The organism is Burkholderia sp. BCC0322 (assembly GCF_902833045.1).
GTDB lineage: Bacteria > Pseudomonadota > Gammaproteobacteria > Burkholderiales > Burkholderiaceae > Burkholderia.
The window spans coordinates 911,075-929,899 of sequence record NZ_CADFDU010000001.1 but is presented as its reverse complement, the minus strand read 5'-3'; the positions used below and the strand labels follow the sequence as shown (position 1 = coordinate 929,899).

Annotated in this window: 20 protein-coding genes and 3 pseudogenes; 12 read left to right on the top strand and 11 right to left on the bottom strand. The window is 68.8% G+C overall.

The features are described 5' to 3' along the window. Nucleotides 1–13: 13 nt before the first annotated feature. Entirely contained in the window at nt 14–907 is an 894-nt protein-coding gene (locus tag HWX39_RS04370) for an SDR family oxidoreductase (protein WP_175965723.1), read from the bottom strand. A 98-nt stretch (nt 908–1,005) separates the two neighbouring features. Between HWX39_RS04370 and HWX39_RS04365 the strand changes: the two genes are divergently transcribed. Then, nucleotides 1,006–1,863, top strand: coding sequence for a helix-turn-helix transcriptional regulator (locus tag HWX39_RS04365; RefSeq protein WP_175965722.1), 858 nt, complete (start codon nt 1,006–1,008; stop codon nt 1,861–1,863). Between the two features lie 282 nt (nt 1,864–2,145). Here the strand turns inward: HWX39_RS04365 and HWX39_RS04360 are convergent, their stop codons facing one another. After that, on the bottom strand, nt 2,146–2,529 hold the full coding sequence (locus HWX39_RS04360; protein WP_175965721.1) for a hypothetical protein: 384 nt from the start codon (nt 2,527–2,529) through the stop codon (nt 2,146–2,148). Nucleotides 2,530–2,736: 207 nt separating this feature from the next. On the opposite strand from HWX39_RS04360, the gene HWX39_RS04355 reads away from it, so the two are divergent. After that, nucleotides 2,737–3,258 carry a GNAT family N-acetyltransferase gene (locus HWX39_RS04355; protein ID WP_175965720.1) on the top strand — a complete coding sequence of 174 codons (522 nt, stop codon included), beginning with the start codon at nt 2,737–2,739 and terminating at the stop codon, nt 3,256–3,258. Nucleotides 3,259–3,407: 149 nt separating this feature from the next. Then, a pseudogene (locus HWX39_RS04350) lies at nt 3,408–3,593 on the top strand (flavin reductase); the annotation flags it as partial. A gap of 20 nt (nt 3,594–3,613) precedes the next feature. Here the strand turns inward: HWX39_RS04350 and HWX39_RS04345 are convergent. After that, a complete protein-coding gene (locus tag HWX39_RS04345) occupies nt 3,614–4,882 on the bottom strand; it encodes a YbfB/YjiJ family MFS transporter (protein WP_175965719.1) in 1,269 nt (422 codons plus the stop codon). 226 nt (nt 4,883–5,108) lie between these two features. Continuing rightward, nucleotides 5,109–5,654: an alpha/beta hydrolase gene (locus HWX39_RS04340; protein WP_175965718.1), complete on the bottom strand. Its 546-nt coding sequence runs from the start codon at nt 5,652–5,654 to the stop codon at nt 5,109–5,111. Between the two features lie 117 nt (nt 5,655–5,771). Here HWX39_RS04340 and HWX39_RS04335 point away from each other — a divergent pair, with 117 nt between their 5' ends. The 3 genes from HWX39_RS04335 to HWX39_RS04330 all read left to right on the top strand — a co-directional run bounded on the left by HWX39_RS04335 (nt 5,772) and on the right by HWX39_RS04330 (nt 7,752). Next, entirely contained in the window at nt 5,772–6,227 is a 456-nt protein-coding gene (locus tag HWX39_RS04335) for an Lrp/AsnC family transcriptional regulator (protein ID WP_175965717.1), read from the top strand. A 390-nt stretch (nt 6,228–6,617) separates the two neighbouring features. Beyond that, nucleotides 6,618–6,740: a hypothetical protein gene (locus HWX39_RS36615; protein ID WP_006766865.1), complete on the top strand. Its 123-nt coding sequence runs from the start codon at nt 6,618–6,620 to the stop codon at nt 6,738–6,740. A gap of 58 nt (nt 6,741–6,798) precedes the next feature. Then, complete coding sequence (locus HWX39_RS04330) at nt 6,799–7,752, top strand: leucyl aminopeptidase (RefSeq protein ID WP_175965716.1); 954 nt, start codon at nt 6,799–6,801, stop codon at nt 7,750–7,752. 16 nt (nt 7,753–7,768) lie between these two features. On the opposite strand, the gene HWX39_RS04325 is transcribed toward HWX39_RS04330, so the two are convergent. Continuing rightward, nucleotides 7,769–8,278 (bottom strand): N-acetyltransferase, encoded by a 510-nt coding sequence (locus HWX39_RS04325; RefSeq protein ID WP_175965715.1) that lies wholly within the window; start codon nt 8,276–8,278, stop codon nt 7,769–7,771. Nucleotides 8,279–8,333: 55 nt separating this feature from the next. Continuing rightward, nucleotides 8,334–8,668 (bottom strand): annotated as a pseudogene (locus HWX39_RS04320) (helix-turn-helix transcriptional regulator); the annotation flags it as partial. Between the two features lie 3 nt (nt 8,669–8,671). Between HWX39_RS04320 and HWX39_RS04315 the strand changes: the two are divergent. The 3 genes and pseudogenes from HWX39_RS04315 to HWX39_RS04305 form a co-directional block, all read left to right on the top strand. Continuing rightward, nucleotides 8,672–8,860, top strand: a pseudogene (locus HWX39_RS04315) (hypothetical protein); the annotation flags it as partial. 360 nt (nt 8,861–9,220) lie between these two features. Further along, nucleotides 9,221–9,535 carry a type II toxin-antitoxin system RelE/ParE family toxin gene (locus HWX39_RS04310; RefSeq protein WP_175966085.1) on the top strand — a complete coding sequence of 105 codons (315 nt, stop codon included), beginning with the start codon at nt 9,221–9,223 and terminating at the stop codon, nt 9,533–9,535. Then, nucleotides 9,532–9,861: a transcriptional regulator gene (locus HWX39_RS04305; protein WP_175965714.1), complete on the top strand. Its 330-nt coding sequence runs from the start codon at nt 9,532–9,534 to the stop codon at nt 9,859–9,861. The genes HWX39_RS04310 and HWX39_RS04305 overlap by 4 nt, the downstream gene beginning before the upstream one ends. Before the next feature lie 24 nt (nt 9,862–9,885). On the opposite strand, the gene HWX39_RS04300 is transcribed toward HWX39_RS04305, so the two are convergent. Further along, nucleotides 9,886–11,904, bottom strand: a complete 2,019-nt coding sequence (locus tag HWX39_RS04300; protein ID WP_175965713.1) for an LssY C-terminal domain-containing protein — start codon at nt 11,902–11,904, stop codon at nt 9,886–9,888. Nucleotides 11,905–12,006: 102 nt separating this feature from the next. Further along, entirely contained in the window at nt 12,007–12,459 is a 453-nt protein-coding gene (locus HWX39_RS04295) for a hypothetical protein (protein ID WP_175965712.1), read from the bottom strand. Nucleotides 12,460–12,780: 321 nt separating this feature from the next. Here HWX39_RS04295 and HWX39_RS04290 point away from each other — a divergent pair, with 321 nt between their 5' ends. The 3 genes from HWX39_RS04290 (at nt 12,781) to HWX39_RS04280 (ending at nt 16,164) form a co-directional block, all read left to right on the top strand. Beyond that, nucleotides 12,781–13,425 carry a response regulator transcription factor gene (locus HWX39_RS04290; protein ID WP_175965711.1) on the top strand — a complete coding sequence of 215 codons (645 nt, stop codon included), beginning with the start codon at nt 12,781–12,783 and terminating at the stop codon, nt 13,423–13,425. Further along, on the top strand, nt 13,422–15,212 hold the full coding sequence (locus HWX39_RS04285) for a sensor histidine kinase (RefSeq protein ID WP_175965710.1): 1,791 nt from the start codon (nt 13,422–13,424) through the stop codon (nt 15,210–15,212). The genes HWX39_RS04290 and HWX39_RS04285 overlap by 4 nt, the downstream gene beginning before the upstream one ends. A gap of 271 nt (nt 15,213–15,483) precedes the next feature. Then, entirely contained in the window at nt 15,484–16,164 is a 681-nt protein-coding gene (locus HWX39_RS04280; RefSeq protein WP_175965709.1) for a hypothetical protein, read from the top strand. A 12-nt stretch (nt 16,165–16,176) separates the two neighbouring features. Here HWX39_RS04280 and HWX39_RS04275 read toward each other — a convergent pair whose 3' ends face one another. The 3 genes from HWX39_RS04275 to HWX39_RS04265 form a co-directional block, all read right to left on the bottom strand. Next, on the bottom strand, nt 16,177–17,487 hold the full coding sequence (locus HWX39_RS04275) for an MFS transporter (RefSeq protein ID WP_175965708.1): 1,311 nt from the start codon (nt 17,485–17,487) through the stop codon (nt 16,177–16,179). Between the two features lie 111 nt (nt 17,488–17,598). Next, nucleotides 17,599–18,615 (bottom strand): ABC transporter substrate-binding protein, encoded by a 1,017-nt coding sequence (locus HWX39_RS04270; protein ID WP_175965707.1) that lies wholly within the window; start codon nt 18,613–18,615, stop codon nt 17,599–17,601. Further along, nucleotides 18,612–18,806: a hypothetical protein gene (locus tag HWX39_RS04265; protein WP_175965706.1), complete on the bottom strand. Its 195-nt coding sequence runs from the start codon at nt 18,804–18,806 to the stop codon at nt 18,612–18,614. Before HWX39_RS04265 ends, HWX39_RS04270 begins: the two co-directional genes overlap by 4 nt. Nucleotides 18,807–18,825 lie beyond the last annotated feature (19 nt).

Genomic DNA, 18,825 nt, shown 5'->3' with positions numbered 1-18,825 from the left:
ACCCGCCGCCCGCTCAGCTTTCGAAATACCGCGGCCGGTCGATATCGGCCAGCAGCCCCGGCTGCGTCGGCGCCCAGTCGAGCAATGCACGCGTGCGCTCGCTCGTTGCCGGCGCATCCAGTCCCGCGAACATCGCGAACCAGCCGAAGTGTTCGCCGGCTTCAGCCGCCGTTTTCGCGACGACCGGCACGTTCAACCGCCGGCCGATCACTTCCGCGATGTCCCGGAACCGCACGCCGGTATCGTCGACCGCGTGATAGCGCGCGCCGGCCGCGCCGCGTTCGATCGCGAGCCGATAGACGCGCGCCGCATCGAGCCGGTGCACGGCCGGCCAGCGGTTGCCGCCGTCGCCGAGATAGGCCGATACCCCCTTCTCCTTCGCGAACGCAATCAGGCGCGGCACGAAACCGTGATCGCCGTCACCGTGCACGGACGGCGGCAGGCGGACGACCGACGCGTGCACGCCGCGCGCCTCGAGCGCGACCGCGGTCGCCTCGGACGCACGCGGATAATTCGCCGATACCGGCACGTGCGGATCGTCCTCCGTCGCCGCGCGGCCGGGCGCGACGAGCGCGAGGCCCGACGTGACGACGAGCGGCCGCGCCGAGCCCGCGAGCACCGCGCCGATCGTCTCGATCGCGCTCCGGTCGAGTTCGCAGTTCTGCGCGAAGCGCGAGAAATCGTGATTGAATCCCGTATGGATCACCGCATCGGCGGCCTCGGCGCCCCGGGTCAGGCTGTCGAGATCCTCCAGCGACCCGCGATGGACGTCCGCGCCGGCGGCGGCCACCGCCGCCGCGGCCGCATCGGACCGCGCAAGCCCGAGCACCGAGTGCCCGGCGGCCACGAGTTCGGCGACGACGGCCGAGCCGACGAATCCCGACGCTCCCGTAACAAAGACACGCATGTTCAGCACCTCCGGATGAAATGGAGGCTTACTATCTGCCGATGGCCGCTCGCGGTGAAGCCGTGACGGTTTACCGGTAAACGAACTAACAGGATGTGATGGCCGACGCCCCCGACAACCTGCTCGGCGCGTACCTGCGTGACCGCCGCGAGAAACTCGACCCGGCGGCGCTCGGTCTGCCGGCCACGCGCCGACGCACGCCGGGCCTGCGGCGCGAGGAAGTCGCGCAGCGCGCACACGTGAGCACCGCGTGGTACACGTGGCTCGAGCAGGGCCGCGGCGGTGCGCCGTCGGCCGACGTGCTCGACCGGCTGGCCCGCGCGCTGCTGCTGAACGACGCCGAACGCGAACACCTGTTCCTGATCGGCGTCGGCCATCCGCCCGAGGTGCGCTATCACGCACCGGCCAACGTGACGCCGCGCCTGCAGCACGTGCTCGATTCGCTCGATGCGAGCCCCGCGATCGTGCGCACGGCGACCTGGGACGTCGTTGCGTGGAACGTCGCGGCGGCCGCGACGCTGACCGACTATGCGACGCTGCCGCCACCTGCGCGCAACATCCTGCGGCTGATCTTCATCGACGACGGCGTGCGCGACGCGCAGCCGAACTGGGAACGCGTCGCGCGCTTCGCGGTGGGCGCGTTTCGCGCGGATATCGCGCGCGGCGGCGCAACGCGGGCCGTGCAGGCATTCGTCGACGAGATGCGCGCGACGAGCGCCGAATTCGACACGATGTGGCGCGACCACGCTATCCGCACGCACGACGAAGGCACGAAGGAAATCCGCCATCCGCAGGCCGGCCGGATCGCGCTCGAATACTCGGCGTTCTCGGTCACGGGCCGCCCCGACCTGAGCCTCGTGATCTTCACGCCTGCGACGCCGGCTGATCGTGAGCGCATCCGGGCGCTCGTCGCGGCCCGCGAGCAGGCGCGTGAACTGCAGGCGCCGGCTGCCTGAAAACCGCGAAGGGGGCGAACTTCGAATTCGCGGGGCCGCCGCTGCATGGCCCGTAAACGCTCGTCGTGGGCTCGGCGATCGGCGTGCGCTAGGATGACGACGCGCTGCGCACGCCGATCAACCAGGCGCTTGCGAGCCTGATCCAGGACAGCGGCGTACCAGCGAATCTCGAAGCAGTATTTCTCGTTCGATATCCGCAACTGACGGACACGAACGGACAACGCCAAGAGGCGTCACGCACGAATGCGCGACGCCTCTTCTTCGTTGACCGAATGAAATCGACTACGCCGCTCGCTGCAACAGGTCGGTTGCAAAAGACCTCGCGTGCTCGACGGCCTCTTGCGCGTCGCCGAATACACCGAGCTGATCCCAGTGTTCTTCAGCCGCATACGTTCCCTTCACGGTGAGCGCCCGCTGAACGCTCAACTGCGCCGCGTACCTGCCATCTTCCAGCGGTCGGGCCGTTGCAACCACCTTGTGCGGAGGGCTCGCTCGCTCCGGCTGAATCAGCTCGACCGCGCCGCCGACCATGTCGACATGCATCAGCTCGTTCCTGGTGTTGCAGTCCGGGCAGTAGAAGCACCACCCCGCGTCCTCCTGACGGGGCCTGACCTGCCCGCGAGCCAGCACGGCACGGCATTCAACGTTTTCGCAGATGAACGGCATGGCAGTCTCCGAAGTTGTTTGCCGGAAATCCTAGCATGTCCGTCGGCGGCCAACCATCGGCATCGGCATGATTTCAGTGCGGCGAATCACGGTCGCGCGCAACAGCCCGTCACACGTCGCGCACGCCGGCCATCCAGGCGCTCGCAAGCTTCTTGTCACCCGGGATAAACTGCCTGCCTGCCCGACCCACGAACCGAGCCGCCGCCCATGCTGATCCGCGTTGCCACACCGTCCGATGCCATCCCGCTTGCCGAATTGAAGCGCGACACGTTTCGCGAAACCTTTCTGCATGACGGATTCGGCATCGACTACCCGCCGCACGATCTGGCCACTTATGAGGCCCAAGCCTACTCGGTGGAAACGATCGCGGGCCAGCTCAACGATCCCCAGTGCCGCACGTGGGTCGCCGAAAACGACGACGGCCAGTTGGTGGGGTATGCGCACGCGGGGCCGTGCAAGCTTCCTCACCCGGAAGTGACGGACGGTTCGGGGGAGATCCATCAGATCTACCTTCGGCGGGGGACGCAAGGGACCGGCGCCGGGCGCGCCTTGTTCGACGCCGCACTGGACTATCTGGCAACGGAGCGCCCCGGCCCGGTATGGCTTGGCGTGTGGTCCGGCAACGCGAAAGCCATCGCCTTCTACGAGAAGGCCGGGTTCGAGCGGGTCGGCACGTACCAATTCAAGGTCGGTGACGCGACCGATCTGGAGTTCATCTACCGTCGCTGATGCCACGGATCGAGAGTCGGTGCGATTGGCGCGCCGCGACTGGTCGGGCTGCCCTGATCGTGTGCGGCCGGGCCTTGCGGATTTCGGCCACGTGGCGGCAGGACACCTGCAGCGCTACTGAACCGGGCGGCTAGTGTCGTGGCGACCAGGACGTGCCGGTGCTGCGCGATGCGCTCGCGAGCCTGCAGGGCACGATCGCCGACTTGAAAGAAGTCGGCTCGCATTCGGTGATGTTCATCGAGGCGACGTCGATCCGCGTGCGCGACGACGGCGACAGCCTGATCTACTTCAGCCGCGCGTTTCATCGCGTGTCGCGCACGGCCTGCGTGCGGTGAATGGCGCGTGTCGCGCGTGATTACGCGGCAGCCCGCAACGCGCGCTGCCCGGCCGCCAGCGCGGCGCCCGCGAACAGCGTCAACGCCGAATACACGAGCCCGCGCGCGAGCCCCGCGCTGTCCGACACCCAGCCGATCGCGACCGGCCCCGCGATCTGCCCGAAGGCGAAGACCGTCGTGAACGCGCTGATCCCTTTTGCCCAGCCGCCGGGCGGCAGGTTGTGGCGCACGAAGGCCGTCGTCGACGCGACGGCCGACAGGAACGTCGCGCCGAACAGCACACCCGACGCGAACGCGGCCACCGGATGCACGAACATCGCCGGCATCAGCGTCGCGATGCCGAGCAGCGCGTTGAGCACGGCGAGCGCCTGGCCGCCGCGCATCCGGTCGAGCAGCCCCGACCACAGCCGCGCCGACACGACGGTCGCGACGCCAAGCATCACGTAGAACGCGGCGACCACCGTGCCGCTCATCCCCGCGCCGCGCAGCAGCGCGACGATGAACGTCATGTAGCCGATATAGCCGACGCCGAACAGGCCGTAGCCGGCCAGTGCGGGTGCGAAGCGTACGGGGCTCGCGGTCGCGGCCGGTGCCGTGCCGTCACGCGACACGGCCGGTGCCGCGTGCGCGCGCTCGATGCGGCGTGCGGCCGACACGGCCACCGCCGAGAACAGCACGCACGCGAACGCGAGCGCGAACCACGCCGGCTGCCAGCCATGTACGCCCTGCGTCAGCGCGGCCGGCACGAGCAGTGACGATGCGACGATGCCCCAACCCGTGCCGCCGTAGTAGAGCCCGAGCAGCAACCCCGCATCGCGCGGCGACGCCGACGCGAGCCGCGCGGCCAGCACGCCGCCGCTGATGAAGATCAGCGCGCTGCCGACGCCGGTCGCGAGCCGCTGCACGAGCAGCGCGTGCATGCCGGACGTGAGCCCGCATGCTGCCATCAGCAACGCGGTCAGCACGCATCCCGCCGCCAGCAGCGTGCCCGCGCGCCAGCGCCGCGACAGCAACGGAAACGCGAGTGCACCGACCAGGTAGCCGGCCGCGTTCGCCGTGTTCAGCGCGCCGGCCTGCGCGAACGTCCAGCCGAGATCGGCCTTCATCGGCGGCAGCAGCAGCGCATACGAAAAGCGCGCGAGGCCGAGCGCGATCGCGCTGCCGAGCGACAGGCCGATCGCGAGCCGCCACGCGGCGATGCGATCGGGGTCGCGGTCAGGGTAGGTACCGGTCGCGCCGGTGTCCGGCTGCGGCGGCCCCACCTGCTCCGGTTGCGGCGCTGCGCGCATCGCATGTCTCCTTTGTCGTTCGAAGCCGCGGCAAGTCGACTCGGCGAAACCGGTGTTCCGCACGCGGCAATCCCGACTGTCGAGGCTTCCGATTCTGTCGAACGATCATACTTGAGCCGTCGCATACCGGCATGCGTTGGCGACAGGAACCCGGCCGCGGCAGCCGGATCGTCGATGCATCGCCCACCGCGGGCCCTCGCGCGCGCGCGTCGGCCCCTTGCCCGCGCTACCCTCGCAACCCCGCCATGAAAGCGGTGAACAACGCGCGTCCCTCGGCCCATTCCGCCAGTCCCGCCTCCGTATTCAGATGGCCGCGCGGGCCGAGCAGCAACGGCGTCGCACCACGCTCGCTTGCCCACGCCATGCCGCGCCCGCATGGGTCGTACCCGTCGTCCGAACTGGCGATCGCCAGCACCGGCAAGCCGCCGAAATCGCCGCCCGGTAGTTCCGCGAACGCACTGGCCGCGGCCGGAAAACGCGGGCCGCCCGGATCGGGCACCGCAACGAGCCACGCGGCGCGCACGACGCGTGTCGACGCCGCATGCCAGTGCGCGAACAGCAGACAACCCAGCGAATGACAGATCAACACCGGCGGCGTCGCGGCTTGCGCAACGGCTTCATCGAGCGCGGCCATCCAGTCACGCAGGTCGGGCGCATCCCATGACGCAGGCGCCAGGCGGATGGGGCCCGGAAGTGCGGCCTCCCAACGGCTCTGCCAATGATCCGGTCCCGAGTTGCCGATCCCCGGCACGATCACGATCGTCTGGTCCATCTCCGTCTCCATGAATGAGCGAGCTCGCAGTCTGGCCTGCCGGAAACCGGCCGGGAATGGCAAATCATCGGATATTGAGACAATATGCCGATGAATTAACGGAGCGGGAAAGCGGACATGTCGAACGAAGCGCTCGATCGCCTGGATCTTTCGATCCTCGAGGCGCTGCAGGAAAATGCGCGGATGCCGCTGTCCGAAGTGGGCCGGCGCATCGGGCTGTCGCAACCGGCCACGTCGGAGCGCGTCAAGCGGCTGGAAGAGCGCGGCATCATCGCGGGCTACGGCGCACGAATCGACCCGGCCGCGCTGGGGTTGGGGATGATGGCCATCATCCGGTTGAAGACGACGCACGAACACATCCAGCCCGCGCTGCGCGCGTTCGCCGAGATGCCGCACGTCATCGAGGTCCATCGGATGACCGGCGAGGATTGCTTCCTGCTGAAGGTCCTGGTGCCGACACCGGGACAACTGGAAACCCTCATCGATGCGATTGCCCGCTTCGGCGCGGTCACGACGTCGCTGGTGCTGCGGTCCGAGCCGGTCAAGCCGCTCGGCAAGGCGCTGCTCGGTTGATGCGGTCATCGGGCCGCCGACGCGCCGCCGATGACCGGCGACGCGTGCGCCCGCATGCCCCCCTCGAACGACCTCGATCGCGGCGCTCGATGCCATTCGAATTCCCGATGAAAAATCGCCGAATGCAATGCGTCGATTCCGATTCCGGTCATCGAGAAAATGACATCGAATCCTTTATCCGCTTTAGCCGTGTTTTACGGCACGCGGGCCGCAAACCTCCTGTGTTTAGCACGTCTTAGCTAAAAACCTTGCAACGCATTGCATTCGTAAATTCATCAGACTAATATCAACGCCACTCGCCGCGCATTCACGAAATGCGTGATGAGGAGTGGCAACTTTTTAGCCGCGATTTCATGTTGAAACGCTCATGTTCACCACAGGAGAATTGACATGCAGGACACCCAGCAGATCGAATTGCTTGACTGGATGCAGGAAGACACGCACCCCGAGGCCGTCGACATGATGGTCGAGGACGCCGTGGTGCCGTTCGGCACCGCGCTCTGGCCGGTCTGAGCGGGCCACCCGTTCTCGCGGAAGGGCCTCGGCCCTTCCGCCGCTTCCGGAGACACGCATGCTGAACCTGCACCGCGCGCTGGGCTTCCACCCCGCGCTGCGCGACAAGCTGGCGCGCGGCGAGTCGGGAAAACTGCTGGTCGGCCATGACACCCGCAACCGCGACATCGCGTTGCGCGCGTTTTCCGCCCTGCCCGATTCGCTCGACGCGACCACGCTCTGCCTCGAAAGCACCCCACCCGCCGAGATCGCCGCCGCGCTCGATCGCGCCGATCTGTTCGTGCTGCTGTACGACTCGTCGTGCCTGCCGACGCCATCGCCGAGCGGGCCGCCGTTCCTCGCCGCGATCCGGCCTGCGATCGTCGAGCACTGGAGCAAGTCGGTACTGTTCAAGGATTACGGCCCGCATCTCGACGAGGCGTTCGCCGAATCGCTCGACGACATCGCGGCGCGCAACGGCCGGCTGATCGACGCGGCCGCGCGCGCCTCGCAGATCCGCTTCATCGACGAAGCCGGCAACACGCTGACGGGCTCGCTCGCGCCGGACCAGAAATGGACAAGCGTGGACGGCATGGGCAACCTCGACGTCGTGCCCGGCGAGATCGCGACCCACGTCACCGATCTCAACGGCTCGATCGTCTTCAGCGGCACGTTTCTCGGCACCGTGCCGTTCGCGATCAAGTACAAGGTGGCCGAACGACTGGCCACACTGCAGGTCGAGAACAGCACGATCGTCGGGTTCGACACCGACAACGAAGGCTTCCGGCGCGATTTCTCGACCTATCTCGACCGGCATGCGAATCACCGGCGGATCGAGGAATTCGGCATCGGCACGAACCTCGGGATTCGCGGGCTGTACGGCCGCAACGCGGGGTTCGAGGAACGCCATCCGGGCCTGCACCTCGGGCTCGGCGGCGGCGAGAACGGCAGCCACCATCTCGACCTGATCTTCGCGCGCGGCACGCTCGCGCTCGACGACCGGATCGTGTTCGACGGCGCGTTCGCCGTCTGACGAAGCGGCTGCGTGCTCAGGCTTCGGCGGCCGCCGTGTCGCCGAGCCACTTGTACATCACGAGGCTGTCGACGAAGCCGAGCCGCGCGTGACGATGTGCGCGCGGCAGGCGGCCGACGATTTCAAATCCCAGCTTCTGCCACAGCGCGACCGCCACCTCGTTCGTCGAGACGACCGAGTTGAACTGCATCGCGAGGAAACCGCGCTCGCGTGCAACCTGCTGCGAGTGCTCGCACATCAGGCGCGCGACGCCGCGGCCGCGCGCACGCTCGCTCACCATGTATCCGCAATTGCTCACGTGATTGCCGGGGCCGGCTGCGTTCGCCTTCAGATAGTACGAACCGAGCACGACGCCGTCCTCTTCGGCGATCCACGTGCAGAGCGGCGCGTCGAGCCACAGTGCGCGCGCCGCTTCCTGTGTCGGCGTTGAATCGAATGCATAGGTTTCCTGAGCGGCGACGATGGCGCGGTACGTCGGCCAGAAGCGCGGGAAATCGTCGTCGGTCATCGGGCGGATGGTGATCATGCGGAGTCTCTCGTGATTGGCATGCCGGCGGCAATGCCAGCGATCGTACCGTGATTCAGGAACGGCCGCTGCCCCGTTGCGCCGCGCTGCGATACGCGCCCGGCGGCACGCCGTACCAGCGCTTGAACGCCTGCGAGAAGCTCGACAGATCGCTGAAGCCGAGCCGCTCCGCCACGTCCGCGAGCGACAGGCCCGCGTCGCCGAGCAACGTCTCGGCCATCGCGCCGCGCGCCTGCGCGAGCAGCGCCCGGAACGTCGTGCCCTCTTCCTGCAGCCGGCGCTTGAGCGTGCGCGGGCTCGTGTTCATCAGCCGCGCCATGTCCTCAAGCGAGAACGGCGCGGACCGGGCGTCGCGGTCAGGTATTGGCGCACCATCTCCGACGTGCCCACCACGAGGTGCTGCTGTCGGATGCGCAGCGGCTGGCCCGTCATGCGCAGGCTTGCGGCGTGCCGTGCAAGCTGGAGATTCATGCGGCGCGCTGGCATGTGTTTCATCTGCAGGCGTTTTACCTGCGGTCGGCGCGGGATGCGTTGCGGACACTGGCGGGGTTTGCGGCGGAGCGGGTGGCGGTGACGGCATGACGATGAAGCCGTCACGCGCCGCGGTCGGGGCCGTGGTTCGCGGCTTCCCCGATCGGGCACCCGGCGCGTGCCCCGTCTTCGCGCCATCGACACCGGCCATTCGGCCGAATCGCCACCGTACGCACCGGATGAAAGAATGATCGTCGTCCGGGAAGCCGGCTTCGCTGCCTGAAACCCCGAACCACGAAGGCGCTGCATGCGCTCCGGCCGCGGCGCCGCTGCGTTGCACGCCGTCTCGATCCGACGACCGGCAACGCGTGCATCGCACCCCGTTCACACCGCCTGTTGCCGGCCGCATGGTCGCCTCGTTCCCTCCACCCTCTTTGTAGCTTTTAAGTTACAACGCTATCCAAGTTCGAACTGCTTCGCTATCAGCGCGACGACGGTCGCGAGGCCTTCACCGAATGGCTGAACGCCGTGCGCGACAAGCTCGCCCAGGCGCGGATTCGCGAACGCCTGCGCCGCGTGCAGACGGGCAACTTCGGCGATTGCGAGCCTGTCGGCGAAGGCGTGATCGAACTGCGCATCCCTGTCGGCGCCGGCTATCGCGTGTACTTCGGCCGGCACGGCGGCGCACTGGTACTGCTGCTGTCCGGTGGCAGCAAGAGCAGTCAAGCCGACGACATCAGGCGCGCAAAGGAACACGGGTCGAACTGGAAACGGAGGCAAATGTGACCACACTCAAAGGCGCGGTATCGCACCACGATGCGGAAGTCGCCGAACTCGGCGCCGATCGCGAACTCGCGGTGGCCTATCTGCGCGTCGCAATGGAGTCGCTCGACGATCCCGACAACCGCGCGGCCGGCCTGCTCGCGCTACGCACGGTCGCGGAAGCGTACGGCGGGCTCGGCGCCGTCGCGGCCGAAGCCGGCATCAGCCGCGAATCGCTGTATCGCACGCTGTCGCCCAACGGCAACCCGACGCTGAAAACCCTGCTCGCGGTACTCAAGACGGTCGGCCTGCGCCTGTCCGTCGTCCCCGCGCAGCCCGCACACCCGTAAGCGGCACACCGCCCGCCTGCGCCCTCACGGCCGAACCATCCACACCAGCAGCATCGCCACCGGCGCGTTCGTCATCCCCGCCGGCGGACGCTCGATCGTCGGCTCGATCGACAGCGCCTGCGCAATCGTCGCCGCGTCGTCGATCGTCGTCGAGCGCACGATCGTCATCAGCCGCGCGGGCCGGCGCAGCGTCTCGCGATACAGCGCGCCGTACCACAGCGGCCGCGTGCCGAGCGCGTCCTGCAGCACGTACGGATAACGCCACAGCCGCAACACGAGGCGGCTTTCCGGCTGCCCCGGATCGACACGGACGAACACGCGGCGCGTGCTTTCGCCATGCGTGTAGCGCGGCAGCACCGGCAGCGCATCGGCCGGCGCCTGCGGCAACAGCCAGCGCAGCGCGGTGGCCGGCGACCACGGCGTCGCGCGCTGCCAGCCGGCCTGCGCGAGATGCCGGTCGAGCGTGTCCGACGTCGCGCTCCATTGCAGCGGCAGATATTCCTCGCGGTCGCCGCCGATCTCGGTGCGCCGCATCGGCACGCGCTGCCACCCGCCGCGCAGCCACTGGTCGACGGTCATCGCGACCACGTCGCCGGCATGCGGGCGCGACGCGCGGTCGAGCTGCCATTGCGCAGGAACCGTCCATACGCCGGCCGTCGCGAGCACCACCGTCACCGCGACGAGCGCGCCCCTCGGCTGCACGTGCTCGCGCACGCGCCAGTACGCGTAGGCGCCGGCCAGCAGCGCGAACCAGGCGAGCCCGAGGCTCCAGCCGCCCAGCAGGCCAGACAGCCACGTGTCGCCGACATACAGCCGCGCGAAGCCGCCGAGCACGATCCACAGCACCACCGCCGTCACGACCGGAACCCGCCATCGCGCGGGCCGGTCGCGCGTCAGCACCCAGCCGAGGCCGCTGCTCGCGAGAATCGCGAACGCCGCGTCGGCATCGGGCAGCGGCACGTGCAGCGCGCCGGGCGGCAGGCTCGCGGGCGTCGCGCCGGGGATCCCCGCGCCGAACACCGGCACGAGCACGACGGCAACGCCGACCGTCACGAGCCACCACGCGGCCGTCAGCCAGCAGCGATGGATCATCAGCCAGACGAGAAACGCGGCCGCAACGATCAGCCCCGTATCGTGCCCGTGCAGGACGGCCAGCGCGCGCATCGTGGCGTCCACCGGTGGCGTGCGCAGGTTCTGCAGGAACGCATACAGCGCGATGTCCGCGTGCATCAGCGGATCGTTCGCGACGACATCCTGCACGAGGCCCGCGAACAGCCACACGCAGCCGACGAACAGCAGCGCGAGCACCGGCACCGCGCCCGGCAGGCCGCGCACGTATGCGATCGCGTCGTGCAGCCGCGCGCCGAACCGCGGCCAGCGGCGCGCGCAGGCGTGCACGCCTTCGACGAGCGCACGGCGCAGCAGCGGCCAGCCGCGCTGCAATGCGACGCGCACGCCGATCCACACGAGCGCGACCAGCGCCGCGACGACCAGCAGGATCACGGCGACCCGCACGCTGATCGCCGCGGCCAGCGTGGCCGACGCCCCGAACAGGATGCCCGGCGCGACGTGCACGGGCGCCCAGATGAGCGCCGAGATGACGTTGACCGGATAGAACGACCGGCGCGGCAGCGTCGCGCAGCCGACGACGACCGGCACGACCGCGCGAACCGGCGCAAGAAAACGCGCGAGCACGATGCTCTTCATGCCGTGACGCAGCACGAACTCCTCGCCGCGCGCGTAGGCGGCCGCATAGCCGAAGCGCGTCCACGCATGGCGGATCACGCCGCGGTAGCGCCGCCCGAGTTCGTAGCTGATCCCGTCGCCGATCACGGCGCCGACCGCCGCGACACCGATGGTCGCCCAGCCGTCGAGCGCGCCCGCGCCGATCAGCGCGCCGGCCGCGAACATCACGGCGCCGGCCGGCACGACCGTGCCGATCAGTGCGATCGCCTCGGCGCAGGCCGCCACGAACACGATCGCGAGCACGAGCAGCGGATGCGCGCCGATCGCGCCGATCCACGCGTGGATCGTGTCGCTCATCGCGCGTGTCTCGGCGGGGCGCCCCGGCGTGCGAACACCGGGCCGGCGCTGGCAGGGGGAACGTTCATCGGACGGTGCGCGCGGTCGCGCCGGCGTGACGGATCAATCGAACTCGTGCTGCCGCGCGTCGGCCTCGAGCGGCGCGTCGTGGTAGCCGACCGTCGCGATCTCCTGCAGATAGCGCGCAAGAAACGCGCCGATCGAGCCGGCGGCCTCGTACTGATGCACGTGGCGGAATTCGTGGGTCAGCAGGCGGCGCGTGTCCTGCCCGCGCAGCACGTACACCGCATGGCCGAGCGTGAGCCCGATCGTCCCCGGCGACAGCAGCCCCGAGTCGCGGGCGATCGCGGCCAGCGATGGCACCTCGGGAAACGGCATCCGATCGACGATCACCACGCGGATCCGCTCCGGCTGCGCGACGCCCACCGTGCGCGCGTCGTCGGCTTGCGCCGGCGTCAGCGGCGCGCCCTGCGCGATCCCGCGCGCCGCTTCGGCTTCGGCCCATGCGACGGCGGCGGGCAGCGCGGACGGCAGGATATCGGCAAGATCGATCATCACGTGGCTCCTCGGGTGGTGGGATGGCATCGGGCACCAGTTTAGTCCCGAATCGGGACGGTTCGCGGGGAGGCTCGCGACACGCGGCGCCGGCCTGTTCCGGCCGCCGCAGCCACCAGGGAATACCCTGATTCATACCCGCTCCGTCCCGTACCTTTTCCCCGCGATTATTTCGTTTCCGTGCACATTCCGCGATCCTCTATCTCGAAAATTTCCCGGATGTGTACCGTTTTCGGATTCGGCGGAATATATTGATCAGAAGAACAGCCGCGGCGACCACCGGACAGCAGTGCGCTGCGTCATCCCGAAGAGGATCGCTAGATGATCAGGGTAATTCTGGCTGACGATCACGCAGTCATGCGGGACGGACTGCGTTACATCCTGGAAAGAGCCGGCGGTTTCGAGATCGTCGGCGAGGCAAGCGACGGCTCGGCCACGCTTGCGCTGGTCGAGCGCGGCAACGCCGACGTGCTGCTGCTCGACCTGTCGATGCCCGCGCCGACCGGCATCGAGCTGATCCGGCTGGTGAAGCACCACGCGCCGTCGCTGCGCACGCTCGTGCTGACGATGCATGCGGAGGCGCAGTACGCGGCGCGCGCGTTCAAGGCCGGCGCAACCGGCTTCCTGACGAAGGACAGCGCGGCCGCCGAGCTCGTCGAGGCGGTCGGCAAGGTGGCGGCGGGCGGCGTCTACGTGAGCCCGTCGGCGGCCGAAAGCCTCGCGCTCACGCTGCGCACGCCGGCCGCGACGCTGCCGCACGAACGGCTGTCCGCGCGCGAGCTCGACGTGATGCGCCGCATCGTCTCGGGCCAGACCGTCACGCAGATCGCGACCGAACTCACGCTGAGCGCGAAGACGGTCAGCACGTACAAGACACGGATCCTCGAGAAGATGGACCTGCCGCACGAAGCCGCGCTGGTCCGCTACGCGGTGCGCCACGACCTCGACCCCGGCGGCGACGCATGACGGCCGCCGTCCCCGTCCCGCCCTTGCTCCCGGACGACGACGATCCGGACGCGTCGCGCCTGTTCATGTCGTCGCTGCCACCGGGCCGGCGCGAACGGCGGCTCGCGCTCGCGACCGTGCTCGTATCCGCCGTGATCTTCGCCGCGCTCGCGCCGTTCGCGGGCAGGCCGCTTGCGCCGGGCTGGGCGTTCATCCCCGTGTACCAGTCGGCGATCGTCGTCAACGACATGGTGACGGCCGGCCTCCTGCTCGGCCAGTACGCAATCCTGCGCGAGAAACCGCTGCTCGTGCTCGCGGGCGGCTACCTGTTCACGGGCTTCATGGCCGGCACTCACATGCTGACCTTTCCAGGGCTGTTCGCGCCGACCGGCCTGCTCGGCGCCCGCGACCAGACCACCGCCTGGCTGTACCTGTTCTGGCACAGCGGCTTTCCGCTGGCGGTCGCCGCGTACGCGCTGCTGCGCGCGACGTCGCGCGCGGCCGGCCCGATCGCGGCGCCGCAGCGCCGCGCGGCGATTCCCATCGTGCTGTGCATCGTGGCCGCGGCCGGCGCGACGGTCGCGCTCGCGCTGCTCGCGACGGCCGGCCACGACCTGCTGCCGCGCATCATGAACGGCAACCGGATGGCCGCGAAGATGACGAACGCGATCACGATCGTCTGGGGGCTGAACCTGGTGGCGCTGATGCTGATGTGGCAACGGCGGCGGCGCCATTCCGTGCTCGACCTGTGGGTGATGACGACGCTCGTAGCGTGGCTGTTCGACATCGCGCTGTCGTCGATGCTCAATCACGGGCGCTACGACCTCGGTTTCTACGCGGGACGCGCGTACGGCCTCGTCGCGTCCGGCGTCGTGTTGTTCGCGATGCTGTTCGAGAACGGCCGGCTGCATGCGCAGACGGTGCGCGCGCTGGCCGGCGCGCGCTACCAGCATCTGCTCGTCGTGCAGAAGAGCGCGCAGCTGAACGACGCGAACGAACGGCTCGAACAGCGCGTCGCCGCGCGCACCGCGCAACTGAGCGCGTCGAACCGCGACCTGCGACGCGAGGTCGAGGAGCGCGTGCGCGCCGAGCGGGCGCTGCAGGTGTCGCGCGAGGAGCTGCGCGAGATCGCCTCGATCAGCGCGAGCGCGCGCGAAGCCGAGCAGCGCCGCATCGCGCGCGAGCTGCACGACGAACTCGCGCAGACGCTCGCGACGCTGAAGAATGAGCTCGAATGGCTGATCAACCAAGTGCCGCAGGACGACGCGCCGCTGGCGCGCAAGATCGCGGCGATGCACACGATGGCGCGCGGCGCGGTGGCCGCGACGCGGCGCATCGCATCGGACCTGCGCCCGCTGATGCTCGACGATCTCGGCTTCGCCGCCGCGATGCAATGGCTCGCGGAGGATTTCCGGCAGCGTCACGGGATTGCATGCGAGCTGCACGTCGATCCGCCCGAGCTGCAGCTCGACGAGCCGTATGCGACGGCCGTGTTCCGCATCGCGCAGGAAGCGCTCGCCAACATCGCGCGGCACGCGGCCGCGTCGCATGCGGACATCGACCTCGTGTACGCGGACGACGCGATCGCGCTGACGATTCGCGACGACGGCGCGGGATTCGATCCCGGTGTGCCGCGCAAGGCGGGATCGTTCGGGCTGGTGGGGTTACGCGAGCGCGCGTACCTCGTCGGCGGCACGCTGCGGATCACGACGACGCTCGGCGAAGGGACGACGGTCGAGGTGGAGATTCCGCTGTCACCTGCACAGGTGACGGTCGCGCATGGCGGGGTTGGGGGGCCGCGCGGGTAGAAGCGACAACGCGATGGCGCCGGCGGGTGCCGCGATGCCCCGCCGCCAGCCGGTCGTCAGTGGTAATCGTCTTCGCGTCGATGGCCAGCGGCCAGGATCGGGAAGCGTCGGTCGTTCGCACCCCCGGCTCGTGAAATACCTCCGCCCCACCCGCCCATCCCCGCGCGCTACGCCCGGCGACGGCAACGGCGTGGCGCTACAATCCTTCGCCATCACCGTCCCGCGTCCTTGCGCGCCCGTGCGCCAGCGGATCGCATTCCCCTTCGCCACGATGAAAACACTCCGCAGCTACGTCCTCATCTCCTGTGCGGTGCCAGCCGGCTGGCTTGCCGTATCGCTGCTGTGCTGGCCCATCCTGCTCGCGCTGCAGGCCCTGACGACGGCCGTGTTCATCCCGCATCCGGCCGGCAGCTACATCGGGCTCGGGTTCGTGTCGACCGCGCGGCTCCTGGATTTTCCGACGAGCTTCGTCGGCGCGTTTTCGGTGCCGTTCATGAACGTGCCGCTCGGGTTCATCGCGATCGCGTGGTGGTTCGCCGTCTGGCTGATCGTACCGTCGGCATACCGGCGCTACCGCACCAAGCCGCGCGGCCGTGCGTCACGGGCCATCGTGTGGCGTGCGGTCCGATCGTGGCTGATCACGACTGTCGTGCTCTTCGTCGTCGCGATACCGTTCCTGCGGCGCTACGAGATCGTCACGCCCGATCACCTCTACGTGCGGCACCTGTTCGACTGGCACGAGCGCGCGTATCCGCTTGCATCGCTGAAGGAGATCCGCGTGGACATGCCCGAATACAGTCGCGGCATCGTCACGTGGGATTTCATGTTCGACGGCGGGAACCGCTTCTCCACGACCGCGCCGGACATCGACGCGCTCAAGTACCTGCTGTCGAACAACGCGCACGTATCGACCAACTTCAGGGTCGTTGGAAACCACGTGACGATGCGGTGACGCCGCGCGCCGTCACACCCGCGCCGCCACCATCCCCCGCTCCGACCGCGTCCACGCGACCAGCGCACCGATCCCGAGCAGCGCGAGACACACGATCGGCACGATCATCGGCCCGAACGCGGTGCCCGTCACCTTGCCGGCAAACGGCATCAGGTTCTGGCTGAAGAAGCCGCCGAGGTTGCCGATCGAGTTGATCGCCGCGACGCTCGCCGCCGCCCGCGCGCCGGTGAAATAGCGCGGCGGCATCGACCAGAAGCACGGATACAGCAACGGGATGCACGCACCGCCGAGCACCAGTGCGATGAAGCGCAGCGGCGTCGACGGCAACACGAGGCTCAGCAGGAAGCCAAGCGCGCCAAGCGCCGCGACGATCGCGATCGTGCGCAGGATGCTCTTCGCGCGGCGCAGCTTCGCCGGCAGCCACAGCAGCAGCAACACGGCGAGCGCCCACGGCAGCATGCTCAGGAAGCCGTTCGTGCTGCTCGACACGCCGAACGACTTCACGAGCGTCGGCAGCCAGTACGTCACGCCGTACAGCGACGTCGACATCAGCATGTAGGTCGCCGCGAACAGCATCACGCGCGGATCGAGCAGCGCCTTCCACGGCTGGCCGTGCTCGGCCTTCGCGGGCTTCTCGCGTTCGAGCGCGGCCTCGACGATCTGCTTCTCGCGCTCGTCGAGGAAACGCGCGTCGCGCACCGATGCGGGCAGCACGCGAAACACGACGATCGCGACGATCACCGCCGGGATGCCCGTCGCCACGAACACCCACTGCCAGCCCGCGAGCCCCCATACGCCGTTCAGGCTCAGCAGCACGCCGCCGACCAGCGAGCCGAGCATGTTCGCGAGCGCGCTGCCGAGCGTAAAGATGCCGAGCACCTTCGCGCGATAGCTCTGCGGAAACCACAGCGTCAGGTAGTAAATCACGCCGGGATAGAAGCCGGCTTCGGCGATACCGAGCACGAAGCGCAGCGCGCAGAACGCGGGCATCGACGTCGTGAAGCCCATCAGCACCGTGATGAGCCCCCACGTCAGCATGATCCGCGCCAGCCACACGCGCGCGCCGTAGCGATGCAGCGCGAGCGTGCTCGGCACCTCGAACAGCAGGTAGCCAATGAAGAACAGCGACGACGCGAGCCCGAACGCGGCTTCCGTCATCCCGAGGCTGTGCACCATCTGCAGCTTCGCGAACCCGACGTTCTGCCGGTCGATGAACGCGATCAGGAACATCACGACGAGGATGGGCATCAGGCGCCGCGACATCTTCGACATGATGCGCTGTTCTTCGGCGGACGCGGGGTCCAGGGTGTCGGTAGCGTTCACTTCAGGCTCCTTGCGTGAATCGGTTGTATTGCGGTTGCATATCGGTTGAATCGGCGTCGCGCGCGACGCTGGCACGGGCGCGACGGGTTTCGATGAAAGGCAGCGGCGGTATCAGCCCGACCGGTAGTCGTCGAGCATCGGCGCGAACATCTCGTGCCACGCGCGCGGCTTGGCCTTGATCGTGCCGGCCAGGTACAGGAATTCGACGTAGTCCATCAACTGGTTCGGCAGCACCGAGAAGCGCGTGTCCGGCGCGGCGAGCATCCGCATCACGTCGTCGTGCGACACGCCGACGCCCGACGATGCCGCGTAGAGCGCGGCCGCCGCGCGCGGGTCCTGCACGATCAGGCGGTTCGCTTCGTCGAGCGCGCCGAGAAACGCGACGGCCAGCGCGGGCGCCGTATCGACGAGCCGTTTCGGCGCGAACACGACGTCGAGCGTCATCGGCCCGAGCACGTCGACCGAATTCACGACGCGGTGAATGCCCGGCTGCCGCAGCTCGAGCGTCGAGAACGGCGGCGACGTGAAGTGCGCGGTGACGCCGTTCTCGCGGCGAATCAGCGCCTGCATCGCCTGCGGATGCGGCAGGTTCACGGTGATCGCATCAAGCTGCGCGAAATGCTTCGGGCCGAGTTGCCGGCTCGCGACCATCTGCAGCACGACCGCCGACAGCGACGTGCGGATGCCCGGCACCGCGATCCGGTCGGACGGCGTGAAGTCGCGCAGCGACGTCAGGCCCGGCCGGTTCGCGTTCAGCGACAGCGACGTGGTCGACAGCCCGCTGATGCCGATCACCTCGACGTTCGGAATGCCGCGCGCCCGCGCCCACAGCTCGATGAAACCCGGCGCGCCGGCGCCCGCGAAATCGAGCGTGCCGGCCATCATCGCGTCGTTGACGGAATTGCCGCCATCGAGCAGCACCCAGTCGACCGCGACGTCGCGCACGCCGTGGCGCGCCGCGTGCCGCTCGAACAGCCGCTGCTTCTCCATCACGAGCAGCGGCAGGTACAGCACGCCATAGCCTTTGGAAATCCGCACCGTGCGCGGCTTCGCGCGCACGAGCGCCGGCGCGGTCAGCATGCCGAGCCCGGCGGCGATCACTGCGCGGCGGCGCGGCGACGTCGTCATGCGCGCGCCGCCGTGCGGCGGACGGCAAACGGCCACGCGAAGGCCCGCGTCGCGCCACGCCCCGCGTTCGTCGCGCCCATGACATGCTGCATGTTGCCGTCTCCTTGAATATTTCTGGTATTAATGCCGTCCTTGCGTGCTGCATCCGGCTCGACACAGGTTATCGACCGAGTCTGAGAAAATGCTGACATCCCGGCCTCGGGAAAACCC

Bases quoted from the DNA above. Each gene is read 5' to 3' on its own strand.
- HWX39_RS04280 (WP_175965709.1), top strand. From the start codon at position 15,484: ATGAAAACACTCCGCAGCTACGTCCTCATCTCCTGTGCGGTGCCAGCC.
- HWX39_RS04330 (WP_175965716.1), top strand. From the start codon at position 6,799: ATGCTGAACCTGCACCGCGCGCTGGGCTTCCACCCCGCGCTGCGCGAC.
- HWX39_RS04290 (WP_175965711.1), top strand. From the start codon at position 12,781: ATGATCAGGGTAATTCTGGCTGACGATCACGCAGTCATGCGGGACGGA.
- HWX39_RS04325 (WP_175965715.1), bottom strand. From the start codon at position 8,278: ATGATCACCATCCGCCCGATGACCGACGACGATTTCCCGCGCTTCTGG.
- HWX39_RS04335 (WP_175965717.1), top strand. From the start codon at position 5,772: ATGTCGAACGAAGCGCTCGATCGCCTGGATCTTTCGATCCTCGAGGCG.
- HWX39_RS04340 (WP_175965718.1), bottom strand. From the start codon at position 5,654: ATGGACCAGACGATCGTGATCGTGCCGGGGATCGGCAACTCGGGACCG.
- HWX39_RS04370 (WP_175965723.1), bottom strand. From the start codon at position 907: ATGCGTGTCTTTGTTACGGGAGCGTCGGGATTCGTCGGCTCGGCCGTC.
- HWX39_RS04285 (WP_175965710.1), top strand. From the start codon at position 13,422: ATGACGGCCGCCGTCCCCGTCCCGCCCTTGCTCCCGGACGACGACGAT.
- HWX39_RS36615 (WP_006766865.1), top strand. From the start codon at position 6,618: ATGCAGGACACCCAGCAGATCGAATTGCTTGACTGGATGCAGGAAGAC.
- HWX39_RS04265 (WP_175965706.1), bottom strand. From the start codon at position 18,806: ATGTCAGCATTTTCTCAGACTCGGTCGATAACCTGTGTCGAGCCGGAT.
- HWX39_RS04295 (WP_175965712.1), bottom strand. From the start codon at position 12,459: ATGATCGATCTTGCCGATATCCTGCCGTCCGCGCTGCCCGCCGCCGTC.
- HWX39_RS04345 (WP_175965719.1), bottom strand. From the start codon at position 4,882: ATGCGCGCAGCGCCGCAACCGGAGCAGGTGGGGCCGCCGCAGCCGGAC.
- HWX39_RS04355 (WP_175965720.1), top strand. From the start codon at position 2,737: ATGCTGATCCGCGTTGCCACACCGTCCGATGCCATCCCGCTTGCCGAA.
- HWX39_RS04270 (WP_175965707.1), bottom strand. From the start codon at position 18,615: ATGACGACGTCGCCGCGCCGCCGCGCAGTGATCGCCGCCGGGCTCGGC.
- HWX39_RS04360 (WP_175965721.1), bottom strand. From the start codon at position 2,529: ATGCCGTTCATCTGCGAAAACGTTGAATGCCGTGCCGTGCTGGCTCGC.
- HWX39_RS04365 (WP_175965722.1), top strand. From the start codon at position 1,006: ATGGCCGACGCCCCCGACAACCTGCTCGGCGCGTACCTGCGTGACCGC.
- HWX39_RS04300 (WP_175965713.1), bottom strand. From the start codon at position 11,904: ATGAGCGACACGATCCACGCGTGGATCGGCGCGATCGGCGCGCATCCG.